The 23,291-nt window shown below is 71.6% G+C and carries 19 protein-coding genes; 10 read left to right on the forward strand and 9 right to left on the reverse strand.

Annotation, left to right across the window (positions count from 1 at the left end; genetic code table 11):
- Window positions 1-124: 124 nt before the first annotated feature.
- Window positions 125-1,549, reverse strand: coding sequence for a type I glutamate--ammonia ligase (gene glnA / locus H7A69_RS13950; protein ID WP_182047531.1), 1,425 nt, complete (start codon window positions 1,547-1,549; stop codon window positions 125-127).
- Between the two features lie 141 nt (window positions 1,550-1,690).
- On the opposite strand from glnA, the gene H7A69_RS13955 reads away from it, so the two are divergent.
- Window positions 1,691-2,161, forward strand: a complete 471-nt coding sequence (locus tag H7A69_RS13955) for an RDD family protein (RefSeq protein WP_182047532.1) — start codon at window positions 1,691-1,693, stop codon at window positions 2,159-2,161.
- A gap of 312 nt (window positions 2,162-2,473) precedes the next feature.
- Here H7A69_RS13955 and H7A69_RS13960 read toward each other — a convergent pair whose 3' ends face one another.
- A complete protein-coding gene (locus H7A69_RS13960; protein WP_182047533.1) occupies window positions 2,474-3,187 on the reverse strand; it encodes a DUF4191 family protein in 714 nt (237 codons plus the stop codon).
- Between the two features lie 127 nt (window positions 3,188-3,314).
- Between H7A69_RS13960 and H7A69_RS13965 the strand changes: the two genes are divergently transcribed.
- Complete coding sequence (locus H7A69_RS13965; protein ID WP_182047534.1) at window positions 3,315-4,196, forward strand: hypothetical protein; 882 nt, start codon at window positions 3,315-3,317, stop codon at window positions 4,194-4,196.
- A 102-nt stretch (window positions 4,197-4,298) separates the two neighbouring features.
- Here H7A69_RS13965 and sucB read toward each other — a convergent pair whose 3' ends face one another.
- From sucB to H7A69_RS13980, 3 genes are all read right to left on the reverse strand, one after another.
- Window positions 4,299-5,825, reverse strand: coding sequence for a 2-oxoglutarate dehydrogenase, E2 component, dihydrolipoamide succinyltransferase (sucB, locus tag H7A69_RS13970; protein WP_182047535.1), 1,527 nt, complete (start codon window positions 5,823-5,825; stop codon window positions 4,299-4,301).
- A 73-nt stretch (window positions 5,826-5,898) separates the two neighbouring features.
- Entirely contained in the window at window positions 5,899-7,272 is a 1,374-nt protein-coding gene (gene lpdA, locus H7A69_RS13975; RefSeq protein WP_069711036.1) for a dihydrolipoyl dehydrogenase, read from the reverse strand.
- A 152-nt stretch (window positions 7,273-7,424) separates the two neighbouring features.
- On the reverse strand, window positions 7,425-8,900 hold the full coding sequence (locus H7A69_RS13980; protein WP_182047536.1) for a leucyl aminopeptidase: 1,476 nt from the start codon (window positions 8,898-8,900) through the stop codon (window positions 7,425-7,427).
- 83 nt (window positions 8,901-8,983) lie between these two features.
- On the opposite strand from H7A69_RS13980, the gene H7A69_RS13985 reads away from it, so the two are divergent.
- The 5 genes from H7A69_RS13985 to H7A69_RS14005 all read left to right on the forward strand — a co-directional run bounded on the left by H7A69_RS13985 (window position 8,984) and on the right by H7A69_RS14005 (window position 14,881).
- On the forward strand, window positions 8,984-9,907 hold the full coding sequence (locus tag H7A69_RS13985; RefSeq protein ID WP_182047537.1) for a proteasome assembly chaperone family protein: 924 nt from the start codon (window positions 8,984-8,986) through the stop codon (window positions 9,905-9,907).
- 113 nt (window positions 9,908-10,020) lie between these two features.
- Entirely contained in the window at window positions 10,021-11,346 is a 1,326-nt protein-coding gene (locus tag H7A69_RS13990) for an MFS transporter (protein WP_182047538.1), read from the forward strand.
- Between the two features lie 191 nt (window positions 11,347-11,537).
- A complete protein-coding gene (locus H7A69_RS13995; RefSeq protein ID WP_182047539.1) occupies window positions 11,538-12,845 on the forward strand; it encodes an RNA polymerase sigma factor in 1,308 nt (435 codons plus the stop codon).
- 6 nt (window positions 12,846-12,851) lie between these two features.
- Complete coding sequence (locus H7A69_RS14000; protein WP_182047540.1) at window positions 12,852-14,111, forward strand: MurT ligase domain-containing protein; 1,260 nt, start codon at window positions 12,852-12,854, stop codon at window positions 14,109-14,111.
- Window positions 14,108-14,881, forward strand: a complete 774-nt coding sequence (locus tag H7A69_RS14005; protein ID WP_182047541.1) for a type 1 glutamine amidotransferase — start codon at window positions 14,108-14,110, stop codon at window positions 14,879-14,881. The genes H7A69_RS14000 and H7A69_RS14005 overlap by 4 nt, the downstream gene beginning before the upstream one ends.
- 85 nt (window positions 14,882-14,966) lie before the next feature.
- Here H7A69_RS14005 and H7A69_RS14010 read toward each other — a convergent pair whose 3' ends face one another.
- The gene (locus H7A69_RS14010; protein WP_069711029.1) at window positions 14,967-15,191 is read right to left on the reverse strand and encodes a hypothetical protein; all 225 of its coding nucleotides are present in this window, start codon (window positions 15,189-15,191) and stop codon (window positions 14,967-14,969) included.
- A 179-nt stretch (window positions 15,192-15,370) separates the two neighbouring features.
- On the opposite strand from H7A69_RS14010, the gene H7A69_RS14015 reads away from it, so the two are divergent.
- Entirely contained in the window at window positions 15,371-17,488 is a 2,118-nt protein-coding gene (locus H7A69_RS14015) for a type IIA DNA topoisomerase subunit B (RefSeq protein WP_182047542.1), read from the forward strand.
- 136 nt (window positions 17,489-17,624) lie between these two features.
- Here H7A69_RS14015 and H7A69_RS14020 read toward each other — a convergent pair whose 3' ends face one another.
- Entirely contained in the window at window positions 17,625-20,111 is a 2,487-nt protein-coding gene (locus H7A69_RS14020; RefSeq protein WP_182047543.1) for a DNA topoisomerase (ATP-hydrolyzing) subunit A, read from the reverse strand.
- 25 nt (window positions 20,112-20,136) lie between these two features.
- On the opposite strand from H7A69_RS14020, the gene H7A69_RS14025 reads away from it, so the two are divergent.
- A complete protein-coding gene (locus tag H7A69_RS14025; protein ID WP_259346240.1) occupies window positions 20,137-21,303 on the forward strand; it encodes an alkaline phosphatase family protein in 1,167 nt (388 codons plus the stop codon).
- A 96-nt stretch (window positions 21,304-21,399) separates the two neighbouring features.
- On the opposite strand, the gene sepH is transcribed toward H7A69_RS14025, so the two are convergent.
- On the reverse strand, window positions 21,400-22,419 hold the full coding sequence (sepH, locus tag H7A69_RS14030; protein ID WP_069711025.1) for a septation protein SepH: 1,020 nt from the start codon (window positions 22,417-22,419) through the stop codon (window positions 21,400-21,402).
- A 312-nt stretch (window positions 22,420-22,731) separates the two neighbouring features.
- Here sepH and H7A69_RS14035 point away from each other — a divergent pair, with 312 nt between their 5' ends.
- Window positions 22,732-23,034: a DUF4193 domain-containing protein gene (locus H7A69_RS14035; RefSeq protein WP_069711407.1), complete on the forward strand. Its 303-nt coding sequence runs from the start codon at window positions 22,732-22,734 to the stop codon at window positions 23,032-23,034.
- Window positions 23,035-23,178: 144 nt separating this feature from the next.
- Here H7A69_RS14035 and H7A69_RS14040 read toward each other — a convergent pair.
- Window positions 23,179-23,291 (reverse strand): DUF3093 family protein (locus H7A69_RS14040; protein WP_182047545.1); only part of this gene is annotated, 113 nt, incomplete at its 5' end.

Below are 23,291 nucleotides of genomic sequence, written 5' to 3' on the forward strand. Positions count from 1 at the left end.
CTGGAGGCCCGGTGCCGGTCCGCCGGACCGGCACCGGGCCTCCAGGCCGTCACCTGCACCGCCCCGCCGCACGCGGAAGGGCCCCGCACCGAGACGGTGCGGGGCCCTTCGTGCTCAGCGGGGATCAGACGCCGAAGTAGAGCTCGTACTCGAACGGGTGCGGGCGCTGCGCCAGCGGGAGGATCTCGTTCTCGCGCTTGTAGTCGATCCAGGTCTGGATGAGGTCCTCGGTGAAGACGTTGCCCTTCGTGAGGAACTCGTGGTCCGCCTCGAGCGCCTCGAGCGCCTCGTCGAGGGAGCCCGGCACCTGCGGGATGCCCTTGGCCTCCTCCGGGGGGAGCTCGTACAGGTCCTTGTCGACCGGCTCGTGCGGCTCGATGCGGTTCTGGATGCCGTCGAGGCCCGCCATGAGCTGTGCGGCGAAGGCGAGGTACGGGTTGCCCGAGGCGTCCGGCGCGCGGAACTCGATGCGCTTGGCCTTCGGGTTGGTGCCCGTGATCGGGATGCGGATCGCCGCCGAGCGGTTGCCGGCCGAGTAGACCAGGTTGACCGGCGCCTCGAAGCCCTTGACCAGGCGGTGGTACGAGTTGATCGACGGGTTCGTGAAGGCGAGCAGTGCCGGGGCGTGCTTCAGCAGGCCGCCGATGTACCAGCGCGCGGTGTCGGACAGTCCGCCGTAGCCGTTCTCGTCGTAGAACAGCGGCTTGCCGTCGTTCCACAGCGACTGGTGCGTGTGCATGCCCGAGCCGTTGTCACCGAAGAGCGGCTTCGGCATGAACGTGGCGACCTTGCCCCACTGGTCGGCCGTGTTCTTGACGATGTACTTGAACTTCAGGATGTCGTCCGCGGCGTGGACCATCGTGTCGAACTTGTAGTTGATCTCCTGCTGGCCGCCGGTGCCCACCTCGTGGTGCGAGCGCTCGAGCGTGAAGCCCGCCTCGATCAGCTTCAGGGTGATGTCGTCGCGCAGGTCCGCCGTCTTGTCGACGGGGGAGACCGGGAAGTAGCCGCCCTTGTACGGAGTCTTGTTGGCGAGGTTGCCGCCCTCTTCCTCGCGGCCGGTGTTCCAGGCGCCCTCCTCCGAGTCGACGGAGTAGAACGACTTGTTCTGCGTGACCGAGTAGCGGACGTCGTCGAAGATGTAGAACTCGGCCTCGGGGGCGAAGAACGCGGTGTCCGCGATGCCGGTCGACGCGAGGTACTTCTCGGCCTTCTTCGCCACCTGACGCGGGTCGCGACCGTAGATCTCGCCGTTCCGCGGGTTGTAGATGTCGAAGATCATGATCAGCGTGCGCTCGGCGCGGAACTGATCGATGTAGGCGGTCGTCACGTCAGGGATGAGCTGCATGTCCGACTCGTGGATCGACGCGAAGCCGCGGATCGAGGAGCCGTCGAAGAGCTGTCCGACCGAGAAGAAGTCCTCGTCGACCGTGGACGCCGGGATGTTGAAGTGCTGCTGCACACCGGGCAGGTCGGTGAATCGGATGTCGAGGAACTTGACGTCCGTGTCCTTGATGAAGGCCAGGACCTCGGAGGAATCGCTGAACATGTGTGTCGATCTCCTGGGGGGTAGGTGATGTCGATGGATGCCGCAGGTGCACCTCCGACGAGGCTATTGACACCGGGTTTCCCGGACATGACTGCATTGTTTCGGGCGTGTTACGTCGGTGCGGTCGCCTACCCTGGGGGCATGGCCCGCAGCACCATCCCGCCCTCCGCGTCCTCCGCACACCCGAGCGGGGAGCACCCGGACGGCTGGCCGGGCAAGGACCTGGGGCTCCCCGAGGAGGGCCCGCGGAGCGTCGGGCGCATCGGTCGCCGGGTCGTCGCGCTGCTGATCGACGGCGCCCTCGCCGACCTCGTCGCGTTCGTCACAGGGGTGTGGTCACCGCTCGAGGGCTCGGGCGACATCGCGCACACCTGGATCCAGCTCGCGATCTTCGCAGCGCTGCAGGTGCTGTTCATCTGCCTGCTGTCGGGGTCGTTCGGCCACGTCTGCGTCGGCCTGCGGGTCGTCCCGATCCGCGGGGGCTACGTCGGGGTGTGGCGGCCGGTCGTCCGGACGGTCCTGCTCTGCTTGGTCGTCCCCGCGCTCATCATCGACCGCGACAGCCGCGGGGCGCACGACCGCATCGCCGGGACGGTGCTCGTCCGGCGCTGACCCGGCGGGGGCCGCGGCGGCGGGCTGCGCGTGGCCGGGGCTCGCGCGGTCGGTGGTTCGCGCGGCTCGGGCTCGCGCGTGCCGGGGACTCGCGCGCTCTTCGACATCGCACCAGTCGATCGACGCGCGCAACGTCGGAAGATGCCCGTGCATCCTCTGCGAGCGCATGATCCGACATCGCACCAGTCGATCGACGCGCGGGATGTCGGAAGATGCACGCGCACGACCGACGGCGGCACTCGGGGGCCCGCACACGACGACGCCCCCGACCTGGCACGGTCGGGGGCGTCGCTCGGCAGAGGGGAACGCGGATCAGCGCGGACGCCCGGCGCGCGCACGCATCGGGTCCATGCCCTTCGGGATCGCCGCGGCGGGACCGTGGGTCATCGAGTCGAGTCGGTTCGCGACCGCCAGGACCTCGTTCCGGTTCAGCGCCTTCTTGTACTGGTTCATCGCCTTGGGCAGCTTGTGCAGGGTCACGCCGTCCGTGTCGTCGTCCACGTGCACGACGTGCACCGGGACGTTCGGAACGATGCGCTGCACCTTGCGGCGCTCCTCGTCGACCTGGCGCTTGAGGTTGCCACGCTGCCCCTCGGTGATCAGGATGACGCCCGGCGTGCCGACCGCGCGGTAGACCGCGGCCTGCGACCGGCCGTGGACGGCGACGGGCATCTCGCTCGACCGCCACTGACGACGCAGGGAGTTCGAGAGCACCGCGCCGACGGCACCGGGCTGGCCGGCGATCTGGGAGTAGGCGGCGCGCTCGGCGAGCCGACCGAGGACGATGAGGAACAGCAGCACACCGAGCAGGACGCCGGCGAGGATCCAGAGCGTGATCGCGAGCCAGTTCTGACCCGGCAGGAGCAGGGCGAGCAGGACGCCGAGGACGACGGGGCCGACGAACGCCAGCAGGAACCACCAGACGGACTTCGGGTCGGCCCGACGGGTCATGGTGAAGACCTGGTACATCTGCTTGAGACGACCCGGCTCCTTCGCCTTGGGCGCTTGGGGAGTGCTGCGTGCCATGCGACCAGGATACGGCCTCGGTCATCCGCCGCAGACCGCCGCTGCTCAGGCTGTGGGCGAACACGGTCCTCCACAGGTCTGCTCCTGCGGACGGGAGGCCCGCACCGGCTCCGTCACGCTGGTCACCGTGACCACGACCGACTCCACCGACCACTGGTGCGGTGCCGCGGACCCGCCCGCATTCGCGCGGTGGCTCGCCGACCGGTCCGCGGGGTGCGGTGCCCACCTCGTGCCCGTGCTCCGCGCCGGGCGCTGTCCGAGCGGCCACCCGGCGGTCGAGGTGCTCCGTCCGCCCGTGCGTGCCCTCGACGAGGCCCTCGACGTCGTCGGCACCCCGACCGAGGGCGTCGCCGTGACGCTCACCGTGCCGCTGCTGCAGCTGGCCGCCCGAGCACGGGCCGGGGCCCTGGAGCTCGGGGTGCTCTCCGTCGAGGAGATCGGCGTGGACGAGGCCGGCGCCGTGCTCGTCGCCGATCGTCCGCCCGGCGCGGTGCCGCCCTGCCACGACGACCCGGCGTCGGGCACCACGCCGACCGAGTCGGTGACGGTACCGGTGGGCCGACCGACTCGTTCGCCGTGGGACGCGGACGGGTCGCGGCAGCTCGTGCTGGCGGCGCGGACGGTGTGGGACCGCGTCGACGCGCGCACCCCGGTCCGGGAGTCCCTCGATCCCGTCCTCGACGCCGCGGTCGACGGTGGTGCGGACGACGTGCGCGCCGCACTCGCGCTCGTGCTCGCGGCGGCACCGCCGCGGCCGGTGCGGTGGACGCGGCCGCTCGGTGCGCTCTTCGACGACGGATCGACGGCCGTGCCCGGGCAGGACGCGCGGGCCGCGGCAGCGAGCACCGCCGTGGGCACCGCCGCTGGGGCTGCGCTCGTCGCCCTCGCTCGCGACCTCGTCGAACGGGGCATCCCGGTCGGGAGCACCCGCCGGCTGCCGGTCCGGATCGCGCTCGTCGGGACCCTGGTGACCGGCGGGCTGGTCGCCGCTGCGGTCGGTGTCCGCTGACCGACGTGGAGACCGGACGACCCGGTGCTCCCTCCCGGAACGCCGGACGGCCCCGGTCCCTGCGCGGGACCGGGGCCGTCCGGTGTGGATCGGACCGTCGACTCAGTAGCCGAGGTTCGGGCCGAAGTTGCCCTCCTCGAGGCGGTTCTTCACCGCGACGAGGTACCGCGATGCGTCGGCGCCGTCGATGATCCGGTGGTCGTACGACAGCGCGAGGTAGACGAACGAACGGATGGCGATCGCCTCCTGCCCGTCGACCTTGACGACCGCCGGGCGCTTCGTGACGATGCCCGTGCCGAGGATCGCCGACTGCGGCAGGAACACGACGGGCGTGTCGAACAGCGCGCCGCGCGAACCGGTGTTGGTCAGCGTGAACGTGCCGCCCGCGAGCTCGTCGGGCTTGAGCTGGTTGTTGCGCGTGCGCTCGGCCAGGTCGGCGATCGCCTTCGAGAAGTCGGCGAGCGACAGGCCCGACGCGTCCTTGATCACCGGGGTGAGCAGGCCGCGCTCGGTGTCCACCGCGATCGCGACGTTCTCGTGGTCCGGGTAGACGATCTCGTCGCCCTCGACCGTGGAGTTGATCTTCGGGTGGGCCTTGAGCGCCTCGGACGCCGCGAGGGCGAAGAACGGCATGAAGCTCAGCTTCGAACCGGTCTGCTCCTGGAAGGCGGCCTTGTTGGCGTCACGGAACTGCGCGACCTTGGTCACGTCGACCTCGACGACGCTGGTGAGCTGCGCGGTCGAGGTCATCGACTGCACGGCACGCTCGGCGACGACCTTGCGGAGGCGCGACATCTTCTCGCGCGTCCCGCGGAGCGGCGAGGTCTCGGCGACGAACGGGCCGGACTGCGCGGCGGCGGGGGCCGGAGCACCCGCGGACTTCGCCTGCTCGGCGGCGGCGAGCACGTCCTCCTTGCGGATCCGCCCACCGACACCCGTGCCGGTGACGGTCGACAGGTCGACACCCTGCTCGTTCGCGAGCTTGCGGACGAGGGGCGTCACGTAGCCGGTCGCCGAGGCGTCCTGGTTGGGCGTCGGGACGGACGCCGAGGCGTTCGCGCCAGAGGCCGCGGGCGCAGCAGCCGGGGCCGGAGCAGCGGCCGGAGCCGGGGCAGCGGCCGGAGCCGGGGCGGGGACCGCTGCCGGCACGGCGGCGGGCGGCGGGACCGGAGCGGCCTGCGGGACCGGGGGAGCCGACGGCGCCTGCGGGGCGGCGGGCTGGGTCTGACCACCCGGCGCCGGGTCGGCCTGCTGCGGCTCCGGAGCCTTCTGCTCCTCGGGCTGCTCGGTGCTCGGAGCCGTCTCGGGCTCGCTCGAGTCCGCTGCTGCCTCGTCGGCGCCCTGGTCGGCCGCCTGGCCGTCGGACGAACCGGAGTCGGAACCCGAACCGGAACCGTCGCCGATCTTCACGAGCGGCGTCCCGACCTCGACGGTCTCGTCCTCCTGGACGAGGATCTCCTCGACGGTGCCGGCGATCGGCGACGGGATCTCGGTGTCGACCTTGTCGGTCGAGACCTCGAGCAGCGGCTCGTCGACCTCGACGCGGTCACCGACGTTCTTCAGCCATCGGGTCACCGTGCCCTCGGTGACGCTCTCGCCGAGCGCCGGGAGGTTGACGGATTCGCTCATCGGGTGGGCTCCTGTTCGCGGGTTGCTGTGGTGGTGGTGGTCATTGTCTCGGTGCGCACGGGTGCCGTGGTGGTCACAGCGCGTGCAGCGGCTTGCCCGCGAGGTGGAGGAAGGCCTCGCCCAGTGCCTCGTTCTGCGTCGGGTGTGCGTGGACGAGCGGCGCGACGTCCTCCGGGTGTGCCTCCCAGTTGACGGCGAGCTGCGCCTCGCCGATGAGTTCGCCGACGCGCGCGCCGATCATGCTCACACCGACGACCGGGCCGTCGACGACGCGGACCACCTTGACGGCGCCCGAGGTGCCGATGATGTGGCTGCGGCCGTTGCCGGCGAGGTTGTACTCGTAGGTGTCGACCTTGTCGCTGCCGTACTGCTCCTCGGCCTTGGCCTGGGACAGCCCGACGGAGGCGACCTCCGGGTCGGAGTAGGTGACCTTCGGGATGTTCGTGTCGGAGATGACGACCGGGTTCAGGCCCGCGATCTCCTCGGCGACGAAGATGCCCTGCTGGAAGCCGCGGTGCGCGAGCTGCAGACCGGGGACGATGTCGCCGACCGCGTAGACGTTCGGCAGGTTCGTGGCGAGGCGCTCGTCGGTGGTGACGAACCCGCGGTCCATCGCCACGCCGACCTCGTCGAAGCCCATGTTCTGCGTGAGCGGGCCGCGGCCGACCGCGACGAGCAGGACGTCGCCCTCGAAGGTCTTGCCGTCCTCGAGCGTGACGACCACGCCGTTCTCGTGCTGGTCGACGTGGTCGAACCGGATGCCGAGCGAGAACTCGATGCCGCGCTTGCGGAACGCGCGCTCGAGCTGCTTCGACATCGACTCGTCCTCGGCGGGGATGAGGTGGGGGAGGCCCTCGACGATGGTGACCTCGGCGCCGAACGACTTCCAGACGCTGGCGAACTCGACACCGATGACGCCGCCGCCGAGGATGACGACCTTGTTCGGGACGTAGTCCATCTTGAGCGCGGTCTCGGACGTGATCACGCGGCCGCCGATCTCGAGGCCCGGCAGGGACTTCGAGTACGAGCCGGTGGCCAGCACGACGTTGCGACCGGTGACCGTCTGGTCGCCGACCTGCACCGTGTTCTGCGAGGTCAGGCGGCCCCAGCCCTGGACGACGGTGATGCCGCGCGCCTTGACCAGGCCCTGCAGGCCCTTGTACTTCGAGTTGATGACGCCCTGCTGGTAGTCGATGACCTTGGGCACCTCGACGCCGGCGAACTCGGCGATGACGCCGTACTGCTCGGCGTCGCGGGTGGCGTCGGCGACCTCGGCGGCGTGCAGCAGCGCCTTGGTCGGGATGCAGCCGCGGTGCAGGCAGGTGCCCCCGAGCTTGTCTCCCTCGATGAGCGCGACGCTCATGCCGAGCTCGGCGGCCCGGAGCGCGGCCGCGTAGCCACCACTACCGCCACCGAGGACCACGACGTCGTAAGTCTGTTCCGTCACCTGGTGCAACTCCCTCGTGCGTGTCGGGGCCCGGGTCGGACCCCGCTGGACACCGCGGCGGCGGCGTCCGACGGTCGGACCGCATGGTTCCGGTCCCGTCCCGCTGGTTCCGGCGGGCGCGCGTCGGTGCGCAGCCCGCCGGGTCCAACCTACTACCTGGACTGGAGCTCTTCTGCGAGTCCGACGAGCGTGCGCACCATGACGCCGGTGGCACCCTTGCCGAGCCAGCCGTAGCCGCCGCCCTTGTGCTCGGACGGCCCGGCGATGTCGAGGTGCGCCCACTCGATGCCCTCGCCGACGAACCGCTCGAGGAACTTGCCGGCCAGGAGCATCCCGCCGGCGGGGTTGCCGACGGTCGCGTTCACCATGTCGGCGACGTCGCTGGCGAGCCGTGCGTCGAGCTCCTCGGGCAGCGGCATCGGCCAGATCGGCTCGGCGGCGGCGTCGGCCACCGCCCGGACCCGTGCGACGAGGTCGTCGCTGCCCATCAGGCCGGTGGTGCGGTCGCCGAGTGCGACGACCTGCGCGCCGGTCAGCGTCGCGACGTCGACGATCGCGTCGGGCTGCTCGAGCGAGGCCGCGGCCATGCCGTCGCCGAGGACGAGCCGGCCCTCGGCGTCGGTGTTCGTGACCTCGACGGTCTTGCCGTTCTTCAGCGTCAGGACGTCGCCCGGACGGGTCGCGGACCCGGAGGGCATGTTCTCGGCGAGGCAGAGCCAGGCCGTCACGCGCGTGTCGAGCCCGAGGCGGGCCGCGGCGATCGTCGCGGCGAGCACGGTCGCGGCGCCGGTCATGTCGGTCTTCATGCCGAGCATCGACGCGGCGGGCTTGAGCGAGAGGCCGCCCGAGTCGAACGTGATCCCCTTGCCGACCAGGGCGAGGTGCCTGCTCGCGGACGCCGGCTCGTAGCGGACGACGACCAGGCGCGGCGGGCGCTCGGAACCGCGGCCGACCCCGGCGATGCCGCCGAACCCCTGCTCCTCGAGCTGGTGCTCGTCGAGGACCTCGACGGTGAGGGGGAGGCCCTCGGCCTGGGCCACGGCGACGTCGGCGACGTCCGCGGGGCCGAGGTCGCCGGCGGCGGTGTTGACCAGGTCGCGCACGAGCGCCGCGGCGTCGGCGACGATCGCCGGGCGGACGGTCGCGTCCGCCGCGGTGTCGGCGGGCGCGACGACCTCGATCCGCTGGTCGCCCCGGGTCGGGCCGGTCGTGCCGGTTCCCTTGTGCCGGGTGAACGCGTACGCACCGAGTGCGGCACCCTCGAGTGCCGCCTCGACGAGCTCGGCCGAGTCGGTCGGCAGCGCGAGGGCGATGGACGACACCTGGGGGAGCTGGCGGACGGCGCTGCCCGCGGCGGCGCGCACGGCGGCGGCATCGAGGGCCGTCCCGAGGCCGACCAGCGCGATGCCGGCCGCGGCGACGCCGGTGCCGGGGAGCCGGACGAGCTGGTCCTTCGCGCCGGTGACGCCGATCGAACCGAGGTCGAGGTCGGCGAGCGCGTCGGGGGTGCCCGCCGCGCTCGGCGCGATCGCGGGCGCGCCGCCGTCGGTGCCGGCGCGGACGCCGAGCACGAGGACGTCGACGTCGGAGAGGGTCGTGGAGGTGGTGGAGAGCGTCGGTCGGACCATGCGGCAAGCCTATCCAGCACGTGTTCGCCGAGAGCGTCGGGACCGCGCACGGGACGGTCGGGGGCGCCGCCTAGCATGGGGACGTGGACCACCCTGAGGACCTGTACACCGTCGCCGTCGGCGCACCGACCGTCCCGGCCGGGCTGCACCTGGTCGCGGGCCTGACCGGCTTCGTGGACGCCGGGTCCGCGGTCGCGCAGGTGACGTCGTCCATCCTCGACGGGCTCGACCACGAGCTGGTCGCCGAGTTCGACCCCGACGTGCTCCTCGACTGGCGCGCACGGCGACCGGTGATCACCTTCGAGCACGACCACATCACGGCGGTCGAGCCCCCTCGCCTCGCGCTGCACCTCGTGCGCGACGAGCTCGGGCAGCCGTTCCTGTTCCTCACCGGGTACGAGCCGGACTTCCAGTGGAACCGCTTCGTCGACGCCGTCACCGGGCTCGCCGACGACCTCGGCGTCGCGGACACGACGTGGTTGCAGTCCATCCCGATGCCCGTGCCGCACACCCGGACGATCAACCTGACCGTGTCCGGCACCCGGGCCGACCTCGTCGAGCAGATGAGCGTGTGGAAGCCCGAGACGCAGGCTCCCGCGAACGTCCTGCACCTCGTCGAGCACCGGCTGACGCAGCTCGGCGAGCAGGTCACCGGGCTCGTCCTCCTCGTGCCGCACTACCTCGGCGACACCGAGTTCCCGGACGCCGCCGTCACGGGCCTGTCGAGCATCTCGGCCGCCACGGGCCTGATCTTCCCGACCGACGCCCTGCGCGAGGCCGACCGCGAGTTCCGCACGCGCGTCGACGAGCAGGTCGCCGGCAACCCCGAGCTGCAGCGCCTGGTCGCCGTGCTCGAGGAACGGCACGACACCTACATGGAGGGCAACGCGGTCGCGTCGCCGCTGACCGGTGTCCACGGGCAGGTCCCGACGGCCGACGCGATCGCCGCGGAGCTGGAACGCTTCCTCGCCGACCGTCGACCCGACGGGGACGCCCCCACGGACTGACGGCGCGTCGCCGGCACCGGTCGCGGCCGGGAGGCTGATCCACCGTCCGCCCCGCACGCCGCGTCCTCCACAGGTCGGTCCGGGCGCGGTGCGCACGTCGCTAGCCTGGTCGGGTGAACTCCCGCCGTGCCTTCCTCGTCTGGGGCGTCGCGGTGCTCGCCTACGTCCTCGCCGTGGTGCAGCGCTCGTCCCTCGGCGTCTCCGGGGTCGACGCGCAGGACCGCTTCGCGGTCTCCGCGGCGGTCCTGTCGACGCTCGCCGTCGTGCAGATCGCCGTCTACGCCGGTCTGCAGATCCCCGTCGGCATCGCGCTCGACCGTGTCGGGCCGCGGAAGCTCGTGCTCCTCGGGGCCGCCCTCCTCGTGGTCGGGCAGGCCGTCGTGGCCTTCTCGCCGACGATCGGACCGGCGATCGCGGGACGGGTGCTCGTCGGTGCCGGTGACGCCATGACGTTCATCTCGGTCATCCGGCTCGTGCCGATGTGGTTCAGCGGCCGGATCCTGCCGCAGATCTCGCAGTGGACGGGCAACCTCGGCCAGGTCGGCCAGATCCTCTCGGCCTTCCCGTTCGCCGTGCTCCTGCACACGGCGGGGTGGACGCCGGCCTTCGGCGTCGCGGCGGCCGCGAGCCTGGTGGGCCTGCTGCTCGCGGTGGCCTTCGTGCGGAACGGTCCGGTGCCGGTCCGCACCGACACGATCCCGCTGCCCCTCCCGCACTCGTGGCGCGGCGCGTTCCACACGTTCGGGCACGCGCTCCGGCGCCCCGGCACGCAGCTCGGGTTCTGGTCGCACTACGTCACGCAGTCCTCGGGCACGGTGTTCTCCCTGCTCTGGGGCGTCCCGATGCTCCGTGGTCTCGGCTACACCCCGAGCGAGGCGGCCGGGTTCCTCACGGTGATCGTCGTCACGGGATTCGTCGCCGGCCCGGTGCTCGGCGTGCTCTGCGCGCGCTTCCCGCTCCGCCGATCGAACCTGGTGCTCGGCATCGTCCTGGCGCTCGGGGTCGTCTGGACGGCCGTGCTGCTCTGGCCCGGGCACCCGCCGACGTGGCTGCTCGTGCTCCTCGTGCTCGCGATGGGCGTCGGCGGGCCCGGGTCGCTCATCGGCTTCGACTTCGCGCGGAGCTTCAACCCCGTCGGGTCCCTCGGTTCGGCGAACGGCGTGGTGAACGTCGGCGGCTTCCTCGCGGCCTTCGTGATGATGTTCCTCATCGGCACCCTGCTCGACGTCGTCTCCGGGGCGACCGGGCGGACGGTCTTCGACTGGGAGAACTTCCGCGTGGCGCTGACGGTGCAGTACGTCGTGGTCGGTCTCGGCGTCGTGATGCTCCTGCTCGCCCGCCGGCGGACCCGGCGGGACATGCACGCGCAGGACGGAATACGGGTGGGCCCGCTCTGGGTTGCACTGGTTGCGCGCCTGCGGAAGAAGGCCGTGCAATAATGGAGGACGGACCCATCGGGCCCCGGATCTCCACGGCACTGCACCGCGCCGTGGAAGTCGGGGGACTTGACATGGGTCCTCATGCTGCCCGGAACGGTAGGACCTGACGACGCGGGGGACTGCGGCCCAGGCCCTGGGCGGCGAGGGAGGCCACGACCCCACGAACGTGGCATGACGAGAGAGGTGATCGCATGGCTGCCCGGAGCACGACGATCGATCCCACGAAGGACAACGAGCCCGAGGCCGTCGCGGCGGACGACGCCGACGCGGCCGAGGGGAAGGCTGCGCCGAAGAAGCGCGCCACGAGGACCACCGCAGCGAAGACCACCGCCGCGAAGAAGGCCGCACCGAAGAAGGCGTCGACCCGCGCGAAGAAGCAGGACGACGACGAGGACGAGGACGACGCGGCCGCCGAGCCCGCCGACGACGCCGTCGAGACCCCCGACGACACCGACGCCGAGGACACGACGGACGACACCGAGGACAAGACCGCGAAGCCGGACGCCGCCGCTGCGGTCGCCGCGGGCGCGCTCGTCATCTCGCAGTCCGACGACGACGAGGCACCGGTCTACTCGACCACCATCACGGGTGCGACCGCCGACCCGGTGAAGGACTACCTCAAGCAGATCGGCAAGGTCGCGCTGCTCAACGCCGAGCAGGAGGTCGAGCTCGCGATGCGCATCGAGGCCGGCCTGTTCGCGGAGGACAAGCTCCAGCACTCGACCGGTCTGTCGAAGCCCGAGGAGCGCGAGCTCCGCTGGGTCGCCCGTGACGGTCAGCGCGCGAAGTCGCACCTGCTCGGCGCGAACCTCCGTCTCGTCGTCTCGCTCGCGAAGCGGTACACCGGCCGCGGCATGCAGTTCCTGGACCTGATCCAGGAGGGCAACCTGGGCCTGATCCGTGCGGTCGAGAAGTTCGACTACACCAAGGGCTTCAAGTTCTCGACCTACGCCACGTGGTGGATCCGTCAGGCGATCACCCGCGCGATGGCCGACCAGGCCCGCACCATCCGCATCCCGGTGCACATGGTCGAGGTCATCAACAAGCTCGCCCGCGTGCAGCGCCAGATGCTCCAGGACCTCGGTCGCGAGCCCACGCCGGAAGAGCTCGCCCGCGAGCTCGACATGACCCCGGAGAAGGTCGTCGAGGTCCAGAAGTACGGTCGCGAGCCGATCTCGCTCCACACCCCGCTGGGTGAGGACGGCGACTCGGAGTTCGGCGACCTGATCGAGGACACCGAGGCGGTCGTGCCGGCCGACGCGGTGGGCTTCACGATGCTGCAGAAGCAGCTCGAGAGCCTGCTCGACTCCCTGTCCGAGCGCGAGGCGGGCGTCATCCGCATGCGCTTCGGCCTCGGTGACGGCCAGCCGAAGACCCTCGACCAGATCGGTGACACGTTCGGCGTGACGCGCGAGCGGATCCGCCAGATCGAGTCGAAGACGATGGCGAAGCTCCGCCACCCGTCCCGGTCGCAGTCGCTCCGCGACTACCTCGAGTAAGCCGGCATGCGCTTCCTCGTCCCGATCCTGGTCGGGCGGATCCTCCGCGCCCTCGCACGAGCGCGGGGCGGTGGATCCGCCTACCCGGGCTACATCGTCCTGAAGCTCGTGCCGGACTTCCTGCAGCACGTGACGAAGCAGTTCCCGAACGGCGTCGTCTTCGTGCTCGGGTCGAACGGCAAGTCCACGACGACGCACATGATCTCGGACATCGTCCGGGCGCACGGCCTCCGCGTCTTCACGAACCCCTCGGGTGCCAACCTGCCGCAGGGGATCGCCTCGGCGCTCCTGTCCGAGGTGTCGCTGACCGGTCGGCTCAAGGCGGACATCGGCATCCTCGAGGTCGACGAGGCCTTCGCGGTCGAGCTCGCCGGGATCCTGTCGCCGTCGACGGTGACGATGCTCAACGTCCAGGTCGACCAGCTCTACCGGTTCTTCGAGACCGAGCGCGTCGCGACGATGATGCTCGACACCGCTGCGCTGTCGACCGCGAACGTCATCACGAACCGCGACGACCAGTTCCTCGACGCGTACGTCGGCCGCTCCGGCCAGCGCGTGCTCCGCTTCGGTGCGAGTGCCGAGGTCGTGGCCGCCGCCCCGAACGGCCTGCAGAACGCCGACGACTTCGACCGCACCGCCGGGGAACCGAACCCGGCCGAGTCCGAGGTCGTGGCGAACACCGGCGACGGTGCGACCTTGCGGTTCGACGGGACGGACATCCCGGTCCGCCTGCCGGCCCGAGGGCTGCACTACGCGGTCGACGCCGCCGCCGCGACGGCCACCGCGAGTGCCGCACTCGGTGCGCAGTTCCGCGCGGACGCCGTCACGAAGGCGTTCGGCACGATGAAGCCGGCGTACGGGCGCGGTGAGCGGCTGCCCATCGCGGGGGAGTCCGCCGAGTTCACGATGTTCAAGAACGCCGCGAGCCTGCAGCTCAACCTCGATGCCCTGCCGGACCACCCGGAGCAGGTCCTCATGGCGATCGACGAGGGCACGCCGGACATCTCGTGGATCTACGACATCGACTTCTCGAAGCTCGACCACGTCGACGTCGTCTCGGGCGACAAGGCCTGGCAGATCGCGATCGCGCTCGAGCACGCCGGTGTCCGCATCGGCCGCGTGGAGCCCGACGTCGAGGCCGCCATCAGGCACATGCAGGGTCTCGGTGCGACGACGAGCGGCACGAAGAACTTCATCGTCAACTACGAGATCATGATGATCGCCCGCAAGGCCCTCGGCCACGGCGACATGGAGAAGACGGCATGACCGCCGACCGGTTGACCATCCTGCACGTCTACCCGCGCCAGATGGGCGTCTCGGGCGACCGCGGCAACGTCGCGGCGCTCGTCCGCCGTGCCGAGGCCGCGGACATCGCCACCGAGGTGATCGAGTACGCGCCGGGCGACCCGGTGCCCACGACGGCGGACGTGGTCGTCGTCGGCAACGGCCCGCTCAGCGCCATGCGTTCGCTCGGCGCCGACGTCACGCGCGTCGGCGGTGCGGTCCGCGACCTCGCAGCCGCCGGTGTCCCGGTCGTCGCGGTCGGCGGCGGGTTCGACCTGGCGACGAACGAGGTCGTGCCGACCGAGGGCGCGCCGGTGGCGGGCTTCGGGGTGTTCGACGCGCGTGCCGTCCGCGGCGCTGAGCGACGGGTCAACTACTTCGTGCTCGACACGCGGTACCCGCTGCTCGGCGGTGCGTCGACGCGCCTCGCGGGGTTCGAGGACCACGCCACCCGCATCGAGCTCGGCGCCGGCGTCGAGCCCTTCGCCGACGTCGTGTCCGGCGGCGGCAACCAGGCCGGGGCCCCGGTCGAGGGCGCGATCGTCGGCACCTCGTTCGGCACGCACACGCAGGGCCCGATCCTGCCGCTCAACCCGCAGCTGACCGACGCGGTCCTCGCTGCGGCCACTGCGCGGCTCGACCGCGCGTACCAGCCGGACGCGGAGCGGACGGCCACCGTCGACCGGTACGCGCGCGAGGCGCGCGCGACGATCGACCGCTACGTCGACAAGGCGTTCAAGCGGATCGCCTGATCCTGCGGTCGACATCCGACCACGAACGGACGGGAGGCGCGGTGCCAGCTGGCACCGCGCCTCCCGTCCGTTCGTCGGGTGACGACTACTTCGACTCGTGGAGTCGGCTGCTCTCGTCGTGCCACTCGATGGCGGTCGCCGCGAGCTTGTCCTTGAACTCGGCGCCGTGGTGAGCGCAGAAGTAGAGCTCGCCACTGGCCATGGTGGCGCGGATGTAGGCCTGCGCTCCGCAGCTGTCGCAGCGGTCAGCAGCGGTGAGCTGGTGGCTGCTGGTCTCGTCGATGGAGAGGTCCTGCACGGTCTGGGTCATTGCTGTGCTCCTCACGGATCGCAGGTGGTGGCGCTTCGTGCACTCATTTGAACACGAGGTGGCTGGGAGACGTGCATCCGGGGCGGCCTGTTTCGCTGACCGCGGAGCAGTTGTCCCCAGTCCGAGGCGCGCCGCTCACCGGGGCCGAGGCTGTCGGTGCCCGTCGGTACCATCGGCAGGTGAGCTCCGACTACTCCGCACGCCACCTCTCCGTCCTCGAGGGACTCGAGGCGGTCCGGAAGCGTCCCGGCATGTACATCGGGTCCACCGACTCGCGGGGGCTCATGCACTGCCTGTGGGAGATCATCGACAACTCCGTCGACGAGGCCCTCGCCGGCCACGGCGACGAGATCGGTGTCGTCCTGCACGACGACGGTTCGGTCGAGGTCCGCGACACCGCCCGGGGTATCCCGGTCGACGTCGAGCCGAAGACCGGGCTGACCGGTGTCGAGGTCGTCTTCACGAAGCTCCACGCGGGCGGGAAGTTCGGCTCCGGGTCGTACGCCGCGTCCGGTGGCCTGCACGGTGTGGGCGCCTCGGTGGTGAACGCGCTGTCCGAGCGGCTCGACGTGGAGGTCGACCGCGGCGGCAAGACCTACGCCATGTCGTTCCACCGTGGTGAGCCCGGCACGTTCGCCGGTGACGGCCCGGACGCACCGTTCTCCCCGTTCACGTCCGGCAGCGAACTGCGCGTCGTCGGCAAGGTGAAGCGGGGCGTCACCGGGTCCCGCATCCGCTACTGGGCCGACCGGCAGATCTTCACCGCGGACGCGAAGTTCAGCACCACCGACCTGGTGAGCCGCGCGCGCCAGACCGCGTTCCTGGTGCCGGGCCTCGGCATCACCATCACCGACGAGCGGCCCTCGTCGATCGAGGCCGCCGCCGCACGGGCGGTCGCCACGGGCGCGCCCGTCGAGTCCGGACCCGTCATCGAGCGCTTCCGCTACGAGGGCGGCATCAGCGAGTTCGTCGAGCACCTCGCCGTCGACACCGCTGTGACCGACGTCTGGCGGATCGAGGGCACGGGGACGTTCACCGAGACCGTGCCGATGCTCGACGACAAGGGCCACATGGTGTCGACCTCGGTCGACCGCGAGTGCCAGGTCGACATCGCGCTGCGCTGGGGCAGCGGCTACGAGACCATCGAGCGCAGCTTCGTGAACATCATCGCGACCCCGAAGGGCGGCACGCACCTGACCGGCTTCGAGTCGGGGCTCGTGAAGGCCGTCCGCACCCAGGTCGAGGCGAACGCGCGGAAGCTCAAGGTCGGTCAGGACAAGCTCGAGAAGGACGACGTGCTCGCCGGGCTCACGGCCGTGCTGACCGTCCGCCTGCCCGAGCCGCAGTTCGAGGGGCAGACGAAGGAGGTCCTCGGCACGCCCGCGGTCCGGAAGATCGTCGACCAGGTGGTGTCGAAGCGACTCACCGAGATCCTGACCTCGACGCAGCGCACCGAGAAGGCGCAGGCCGCCACGCTGCTCGAGAAGGTCGTCGCGGAGATGAAGACCCGCATCTCGGCCCGGGCGCACAAGGAGACCCAGCGCCGGAAGAACGCGCTCGAGAACTCCTCGTTGCCGACGAAGCTCGCGGACTGCCGCAAGCAGGACGCCGAGGGCACCGAGCTCTTCATCGTCGAGGGCGACTCCGCGCTCGGGACCGCCAAGCTCGCCCGCAACAGCGAGTACCAGGCGCTGCTGCCGATCCGCGGCAAGATCCTCAACGTGCAGAAGGCGTCGGTGTCGGACATGCTGTCCAACGCCGAGTGCGCCTCGATCATCCAGGTGATCGGCGCCGGCTCCGGCCGCTCGTTCGAGATCGACCAGGCGCGCTACGGCAAGGTCATCATCATGTCGGACGCCGACGTCGACGGCGCCCACATCCGCACGCTGCTGCTCACGCTGTTCTTCCGGTACATGCGACCGATGATCGAGCAGGGCCGGGTGTTCGCCGCCGTCCCGCCGCTCCACCGGGTGGTCGTCGTCAATCGCGGGAAGCCGAACGACACGCTGTACACCTACTCGGAGGCCGAACTGCAGGCCGTCCTGAAGAAGCTCGCGAAGCAGGGCAAGAAGTACCAGGAGCCGATCCAGCGGTACAAGGGCCTGGGGGAGATGGACGCCGACCAGCTCGCGGAGACGACGATGGACCGCACGCACCGGACGCTCCGCCGAGTGAACATCACCGACGCCGAGGGTGCCGCGAAGGTCTTCGAACTCCTCATGGGGAACGACGTCGCGCCGCGCAAGGAGTTCATCCTCGCCGGCGAGGGCCTCGACCGCGACCGCATCGACGCGTAGCGCGGCCCGAGACGCCGCTCTCGCGCCGAGACGCCGCCGAATCGGACGGCGTCTCGCGGACTGCGGTGCGTCTCGCGGACTCGAGGGTGTCCTGAGCAGCAGGCTGGCGTCCGAGCGGATGTCCGCCCGGGCGCGCCTACGCCTCGCCCGCGGTCCCGTCGAGCGCCGCGGCGCTCCCGCCGATGGAGTCGATCACGGCCTCGAGCGGCGCCCCCGACCCGTCGCGCTTCGAGAGCCAGTCCGGCAGCGTCCGTGCGGCTCCGTCGACCCCGACCGCGTGCGGCGGTGCGATGCCGGCCCACGCCACGGTCAGCCCGTCCTCGCCCTTGAGGAACGCGTGCGCCCGGACGCCCTGGGTCGCGCGGCCCTTCGCCGGGAACTCGGAGAACGCGGACACCTTCGCGCGACCAGCGTCCGTTCCGGGCAGGGCACCCGAGGCCGTCGACACGGTCGCGACCACGGCGTCGTCCGAGCGGGCGACGGACCCGAACCAGATCACCGTGGCGCCCGAGGCCAGCGAGACCCCGGCGACGCCGCCCGCGGGCAGGCCCTGGGGACGGACGCCCGACGCCGGGAACCGCAACAGCTGCGCGTTCGACGTGATGAAGACGAGGTCGTCGGACTCGGGAGCCTGCGCGGCCCCGACGACGGTGTCCTTCGGCTTCAGGCCGATCGCGACGAACTCGTCCTTGTCCGGCCAGGCGCCCGTGGCGACGCGCTTGACGGTGCCCTGCGCGGTGCCGATCGCGACGGAGTCCGCGGCGCCGGTCGACAGGTCGACGAGTGCGACGACCGTCTCGGTCCGCGTGATGCCGAGGTAGTCCCCCACCCGGACCCCGGCATCCAGCCGGACCGAGGCGGGCGGGACGGCGGGGACGTCGACGGGGGAGAAGCGGAGCACGCGCCCGGTGGACGTCAGCGCGCCGACCTGCCCGCGCACCGTCGACAGCACCGTCGAGCGGACGGCGTCGTGCTTGGAGCGCTGAGGGACGCGGACGATGCCGAGGTCGGTGTCCGGGACGTCGACCCGCACGAGTCGGCCCGTGGTGGAGAGCAGCACGCGGCACGGGGCGTCCGCGATCTGCAGCGACTCGGGGTCGACGGCGGCCTTCCGCCCGCCCTTCACCGGCGCGTCGGCCTCGGTGAGCAGGGTGCGACGCGGGGTCGCGAAGCGGTCGGACACCTCGGTCAGCTCGAGGGCCACCTGGGCACGCAGCCGGTCGTCGGAGGCGAGCAGTTCCTCGAGCGCGGCGATGTCCGCGAGCAACTGGTCGCGCTCGCCCTCGAGCTCGAGGCGCGAGAACTTCGTCAGGCGTCGGAGCCGCAGCTCGAGGATGTACTCGGCCTGCACCTCGGAGAGGTCGAAGACGTCCTGCAGTCGTGTGCGCGCCGCCTCGGAGTCGTCGGAGGACCGGATGACCTCGATGACCTCGTCGATGTCGAGGATGGCGACGAGGAGCCCCTCGACCAGGTGCAGCCGCTCGCGCCGTCGTGCCAGGCGGTACTCGGAGCGGCGCGTGACGACGGCGAGACGGTGCCGCACGTAGACGTCGAGCAGCTCCCGCAGCCCGAGCGTCCGGGGCGAGCCGTCGACGAGGGCGACGTTGTTGATGCCGAAGCCGTCCTCGAGCGGGGTGTGCTTGTACAGCTGCTCGAGCACGGCCGACGGGTTGAAGCCGGACTTGATGCCGATGACGAGCCGGAGCCCGTGGTTCCGGTCGGTGAGGTCGTTCACGTCGGAGATCCCGACGAGCTTCTTCGCCTGGACGCCGTCCTTGATCTTCTCGATCACCCGCTCGGGTCCGACGAGGTACGGCAGCTCGGTGACGACGAGGCCGACCTTGCGCGGCGTGAGGTTCTCGATGCTCACCTTGGCGCGCGTGCGGAAGGAACCGCGGCCGGTGGCGTAGGCGTCGCGGACCCCGGAGAGCCCGACGATCGTGCCGCCGGAGGGCAGGTCGGGACCCGGGACGAACTCCATCAGCTCGTCGAGCGTCGCCTGCGGGTTCATCAGCAGGTGCTTCGCCGCCTCGACGACCTCGCCGAGGTTGTGCGGCGCCATGTTCGTCGCCATCCCGACCGCGATGCCGGACGCGCCGTTGACGAGCAGGTTCGGGAACGCCGCGGGCAGCACGCCCGGCTGCATGATCTGGTTGTCGTAGTTCGGGACGAAGTCGACGACGTCCTCGCCCAGGCCCTCGGTCATCGCCATCGACGGCTCGGCGAGTCGCGCTTCGGTGTACCGCGCGGCTGCGGGCCCGTCGTCGAGCGACCCGAAGTTGCCGTGTCCGTCGACGAGCGGCACGCGCATCGTGAACGACTGCGCCATGCGCACCAGGGCGTCGTAGATCGCGCTGTCGCCGTGCGGGTGCAGCTTGCCCATGACCTCGCCCGTGACGCGGGCGCTCTTCACGTGCCCCCGGTCCGGCCGCAGTCCCATCTCGGCCATCTGGTACAGGATGCGACGCTGCACCGGCTTCAGGCCGTCGCGCGCGTCCGGCAGGGCCCGCGAGTAGATGACGGAGTACGCGTACTCGAGGAACGAACCCTGCATCTCCTCGGAGACGTCGACGTCCTCGATGCGCTCACCGTCGGGCAGGCCGACTGCTTCCGTGCGTGCCATGGGACCTTTCTGGGAGGATCGTGGGGTGCCCCCCAGCCTACCGAGCGCCCCCGACGCCACCGCGAACCTCGCCGACGTGCTCCCGAGTTGCCTCGTCGCGCTCGGCGCCGCCGACGACGCCTGGTTGCGTGCCACCGGACGGGAGGCTCGGATCGCGCTCCGCCCCGCCCGTTCCGTCGTCGTCGTGCTGGTCGACGGCCTCGGCTCGTCGGCACTGTCGGCCCGCGCCGGCCACGCGCGCTGGCTCACCGCCGCCACGGGCGGCGGCACGCTGAAGCGCCTGCGGAGCGGCTTCCCCACGACGACCGCCGCGGCCCTGAGCACGCTGACCACCGGTCGCTCGCCCGGCACGCACGGCGTGGTGGGCTACAGCGGCTGGGAGCCCGGCACCGAGCGGGTGGTCAACCTGCTCAGCGGGTGGGACGACGAGGTGCCCGCCGGGTGGCTGCTCGCGAGCACCGTCTTCACCGAGGCGGCGGCGCTGGGCGTCGAGCCCGTCGTCGTCGGCCCGGCGCGGTACGAGTCGTCCGGCATGACCGCGAACGTGCTCGGCGGTGCCCGGTACGCGGCGGCGGACAGCATCCCGCAGCGGGTGGATGCCGCGCTGGCCGAGACCGCCGCGGGCCGGTCGCTCGTGTACCTCTACGTGCCCGAGCTCGACTCGATCGGCCACAAGCGCGGCTGGGAGTCCGACCGGTGGACCGCGGCGCTCGAGCAGCTCGACGGCGAGCTCGCCCGGCTCGCGGCACGCAGCGGCCCGGACGTCGGGATCCTCGTCACGGCCGACCACGGCGTGCTCGACGTGCCGCCGGAGGCGAACATCGCGATGGACCCGGCGCTGCTCGTCGACGTCGTCGCGATCGCCGGGGACCCGCGCTGCCGGCAGCTCGCCGTCCGGCCGGGCACCGACGTCCCCGCACTCGTGGCGGCCTGGCGCACGCGCTACGGCAAGAAGGCGTACGTCGCGAGCCGCGACGAGGCGGTCGCAGCGGGCTGGTTCGGCGCCGTCGACGACCGCGTGCTCCCGCGCATCGGTGACGTGGTGGTGGTCGCGCGGGGGTCGTGGGCGTTCAACGACGACCGCGAGCTCGACCCGCGGAAGGAGCCGAAGCGGATGATCGGACAGCACGGCGCCCTGACCGACGACGAGGTGTTCGTACCCCTGCGACTGGCGGGTGCCTTCGCGGGCTGACCCGGCGCCGGAACGGGTGCAGCCCCGCAGCGCGACGAGCGCTGCGGGGCTGCACCGGGCCTCCCGTCCGACGGGCGCGGCTCGGGAGGGAGCGGATCAGGCGGGGTCCTCCGGGCGGGTGCCGAAGACGATCTCGTCCCAGCTCGGCATCGAGCGGCGGTTGCGCTTCTTGCGCTCCGGACGGTTCTCGGACCCCGGGGCCGACGTCGGGCGGTCCTCCTGCTCGGGAGCGGAGGCGGGGGAGGCGTCCCAGCCCTGCAGCGGGACGTCGACGACGCTGATGGAGGTACCGCGCGGTTCGTCCTGCTGCTCCGTGAAGGACGCGGCCTCACGTTCACCGCGACGACGCCGGAGGGCCTCGAGCAGGTCGGCGGTCTCGTTGCCGGGCGAGCGCTCCTCGACCGGGGCGGCGCCGATGCGGGGGAGCGGCGCACGGAGCGGACGGTCCTGCACCTCGGGCTCGACGGCGTCGTGGTCGTCCTGCTCGACGCGGAACGCGCCCGAGTCGAACCGCGTGCCGTCGGTGTCCTGGTGGTCGTTCTCGACGGCGCGGAGGCGCGGCGCGATGCCCTCGTCCTCGGTGTGCGAGAGCCGGTGGGCGTCGCCGTTGTCGGGCACGAGCGTCGACGTCTTCGGGTCGAACAGCCACTGCGCGTCGTGCTCGACCTCGGACGCGGTGTAGCGGACGCGCACCTGCCAGCCCTGCTCGGGGTCCTTCCACGAGCCCCACGCGACCGACCGGGCGTCGCCGGACTCGAGCTTGGCCTCGATGGCCGCGCCGAAGGTGTCGGGGGACTCGTCGTCGGCCGGCGTCACCGGGACCCGGCGCGCAGCGTCGAGGACGAACGCGCGCTCGGCGAGCACGGGACCCTCGAAGCGTCGGACGTACTCGACGTCGACGTCGAGCGCGGCGGCCACGTCGGCGGCGTCCGCACCGCCCCGGATGCGAGCCTGCACGTCCTTCGGGGACACGCGCTTGTGCGGACCGGCGTCGGGGTTCGCCTGGCGCACCTGGCTCGACAGCGACGCGGTGACCGGCAACCGGAACTCGGTGCCGCCGTCGGTCGCGAGCAGGAGTGCCCCGGACTCGACCCCGATGACTCTCACGTCTTGCATGGTTGCGCCTCCCGAGCGTTGCGTACGGTCGTGCTCGTACCTTGCAGGAGTATGCAGCCGGGCGCGCCCGTTCCCGCGGAGGCGCACGGGCGTGCCGCGGACTCCCGGGAGGACGAGCGCCCGAGCGGGTCGCACCGGGACGTACCGGGACGCCCGGGAGCGTGCCCGGCGTGCGGGAATGTCCGTGGTGGGCGACGGGTTGCAGCGCCTGACGATCCCGCACGGCGTTCGGTTTGCGCTCTCGCGGGTCGTGGTGCAAACTGTCGCCGCCGATCACCGGCGACGACCTCTCGACACGAGAAACGGATGGGCATGGCCACCGATTACGACGCCCCCAGGAAGACCGACGACTCCTCCACGGACTCGGAGTCGATCGAGGCCCTCAAGGAGCGCGTGCCCGACAAGATGTCGGGGGTCGTCGACGATGATTCGGACAACCCCGGCAGCTTCGAGCTCGCCGGACAGGACCTCAGCGACGTCGACCTCGACGTCGTCGTGCTGCCCCCGCAGGTCGACGAGTTCACCTGCGTCGAGTGCTTCCTCGTGAAGCACCGCTCGCAGCTCGACCACGAGTCGAAGCTCGGCCCCGTCTGCGCGGAGTGCGCCTCGCTCTAGGCACGCGATCACGAACGGCCCGTCACCCGTCGAGGGTGGCGGGCCGTTCCGCGTGCCGGGCCGTCCTGGGGAGGAACGGGCGTGGCGGGCGTGCACCGCGCCTCCCGTCCGCCCCTCGGGCGACGAAACGGGCGCGAGCCGACGTCAGGAACGCAGCGCGTCCACGACCGCCTGCGGGTTCCGCGCGCTCACCAGCCAGTACGGCGTCGGGTCCGCGGGGTCCGCGACCTCGACGCGCACGACGCCCCGGACGTAGC

Source organism: Curtobacterium sp. ME26 (assembly GCF_903970945.1).
GTDB lineage: Bacteria > Actinomycetota > Actinomycetes > Actinomycetales > Microbacteriaceae > Curtobacterium > Curtobacterium citri.

Bases quoted from the DNA above. Each gene is read 5' to 3' on its own strand.
- H7A69_RS13995 (WP_182047539.1), top strand. From the start codon at position 11,538: ATGGCTGCCCGGAGCACGACGATCGATCCCACGAAGGACAACGAGCCC.
- sepH (WP_069711025.1), bottom strand. From the start codon at position 22,419: ATGCAAGACGTGAGAGTCATCGGGGTCGAGTCCGGGGCACTCCTGCTC.
- H7A69_RS14035 (WP_069711407.1), top strand. From the start codon at position 22,732: ATGGCCACCGATTACGACGCCCCCAGGAAGACCGACGACTCCTCCACG.
- H7A69_RS14010 (WP_069711029.1), bottom strand. From the start codon at position 15,191: ATGACCCAGACCGTGCAGGACCTCTCCATCGACGAGACCAGCAGCCAC.
- H7A69_RS14005 (WP_182047541.1), top strand. From the start codon at position 14,108: ATGACCGCCGACCGGTTGACCATCCTGCACGTCTACCCGCGCCAGATG.
- H7A69_RS13980 (WP_182047536.1), bottom strand. From the start codon at position 8,900: ATGGTCCGACCGACGCTCTCCACCACCTCCACGACCCTCTCCGACGTC.
- H7A69_RS13960 (WP_182047533.1), bottom strand. From the start codon at position 3,187: ATGGCACGCAGCACTCCCCAAGCGCCCAAGGCGAAGGAGCCGGGTCGT.
- glnA (WP_182047531.1), bottom strand. From the start codon at position 1,549: ATGTTCAGCGATTCCTCCGAGGTCCTGGCCTTCATCAAGGACACGGAC.
- sucB (WP_182047535.1), bottom strand. From the start codon at position 5,825: ATGAGCGAATCCGTCAACCTCCCGGCGCTCGGCGAGAGCGTCACCGAG.
- H7A69_RS14000 (WP_182047540.1), top strand. From the start codon at position 12,852: ATGCGCTTCCTCGTCCCGATCCTGGTCGGGCGGATCCTCCGCGCCCTC.
- H7A69_RS14020 (WP_182047543.1), bottom strand. From the start codon at position 20,111: ATGGCACGCACGGAAGCAGTCGGCCTGCCCGACGGTGAGCGCATCGAG.
- H7A69_RS13955 (WP_182047532.1), top strand. From the start codon at position 1,691: ATGGCCCGCAGCACCATCCCGCCCTCCGCGTCCTCCGCACACCCGAGC.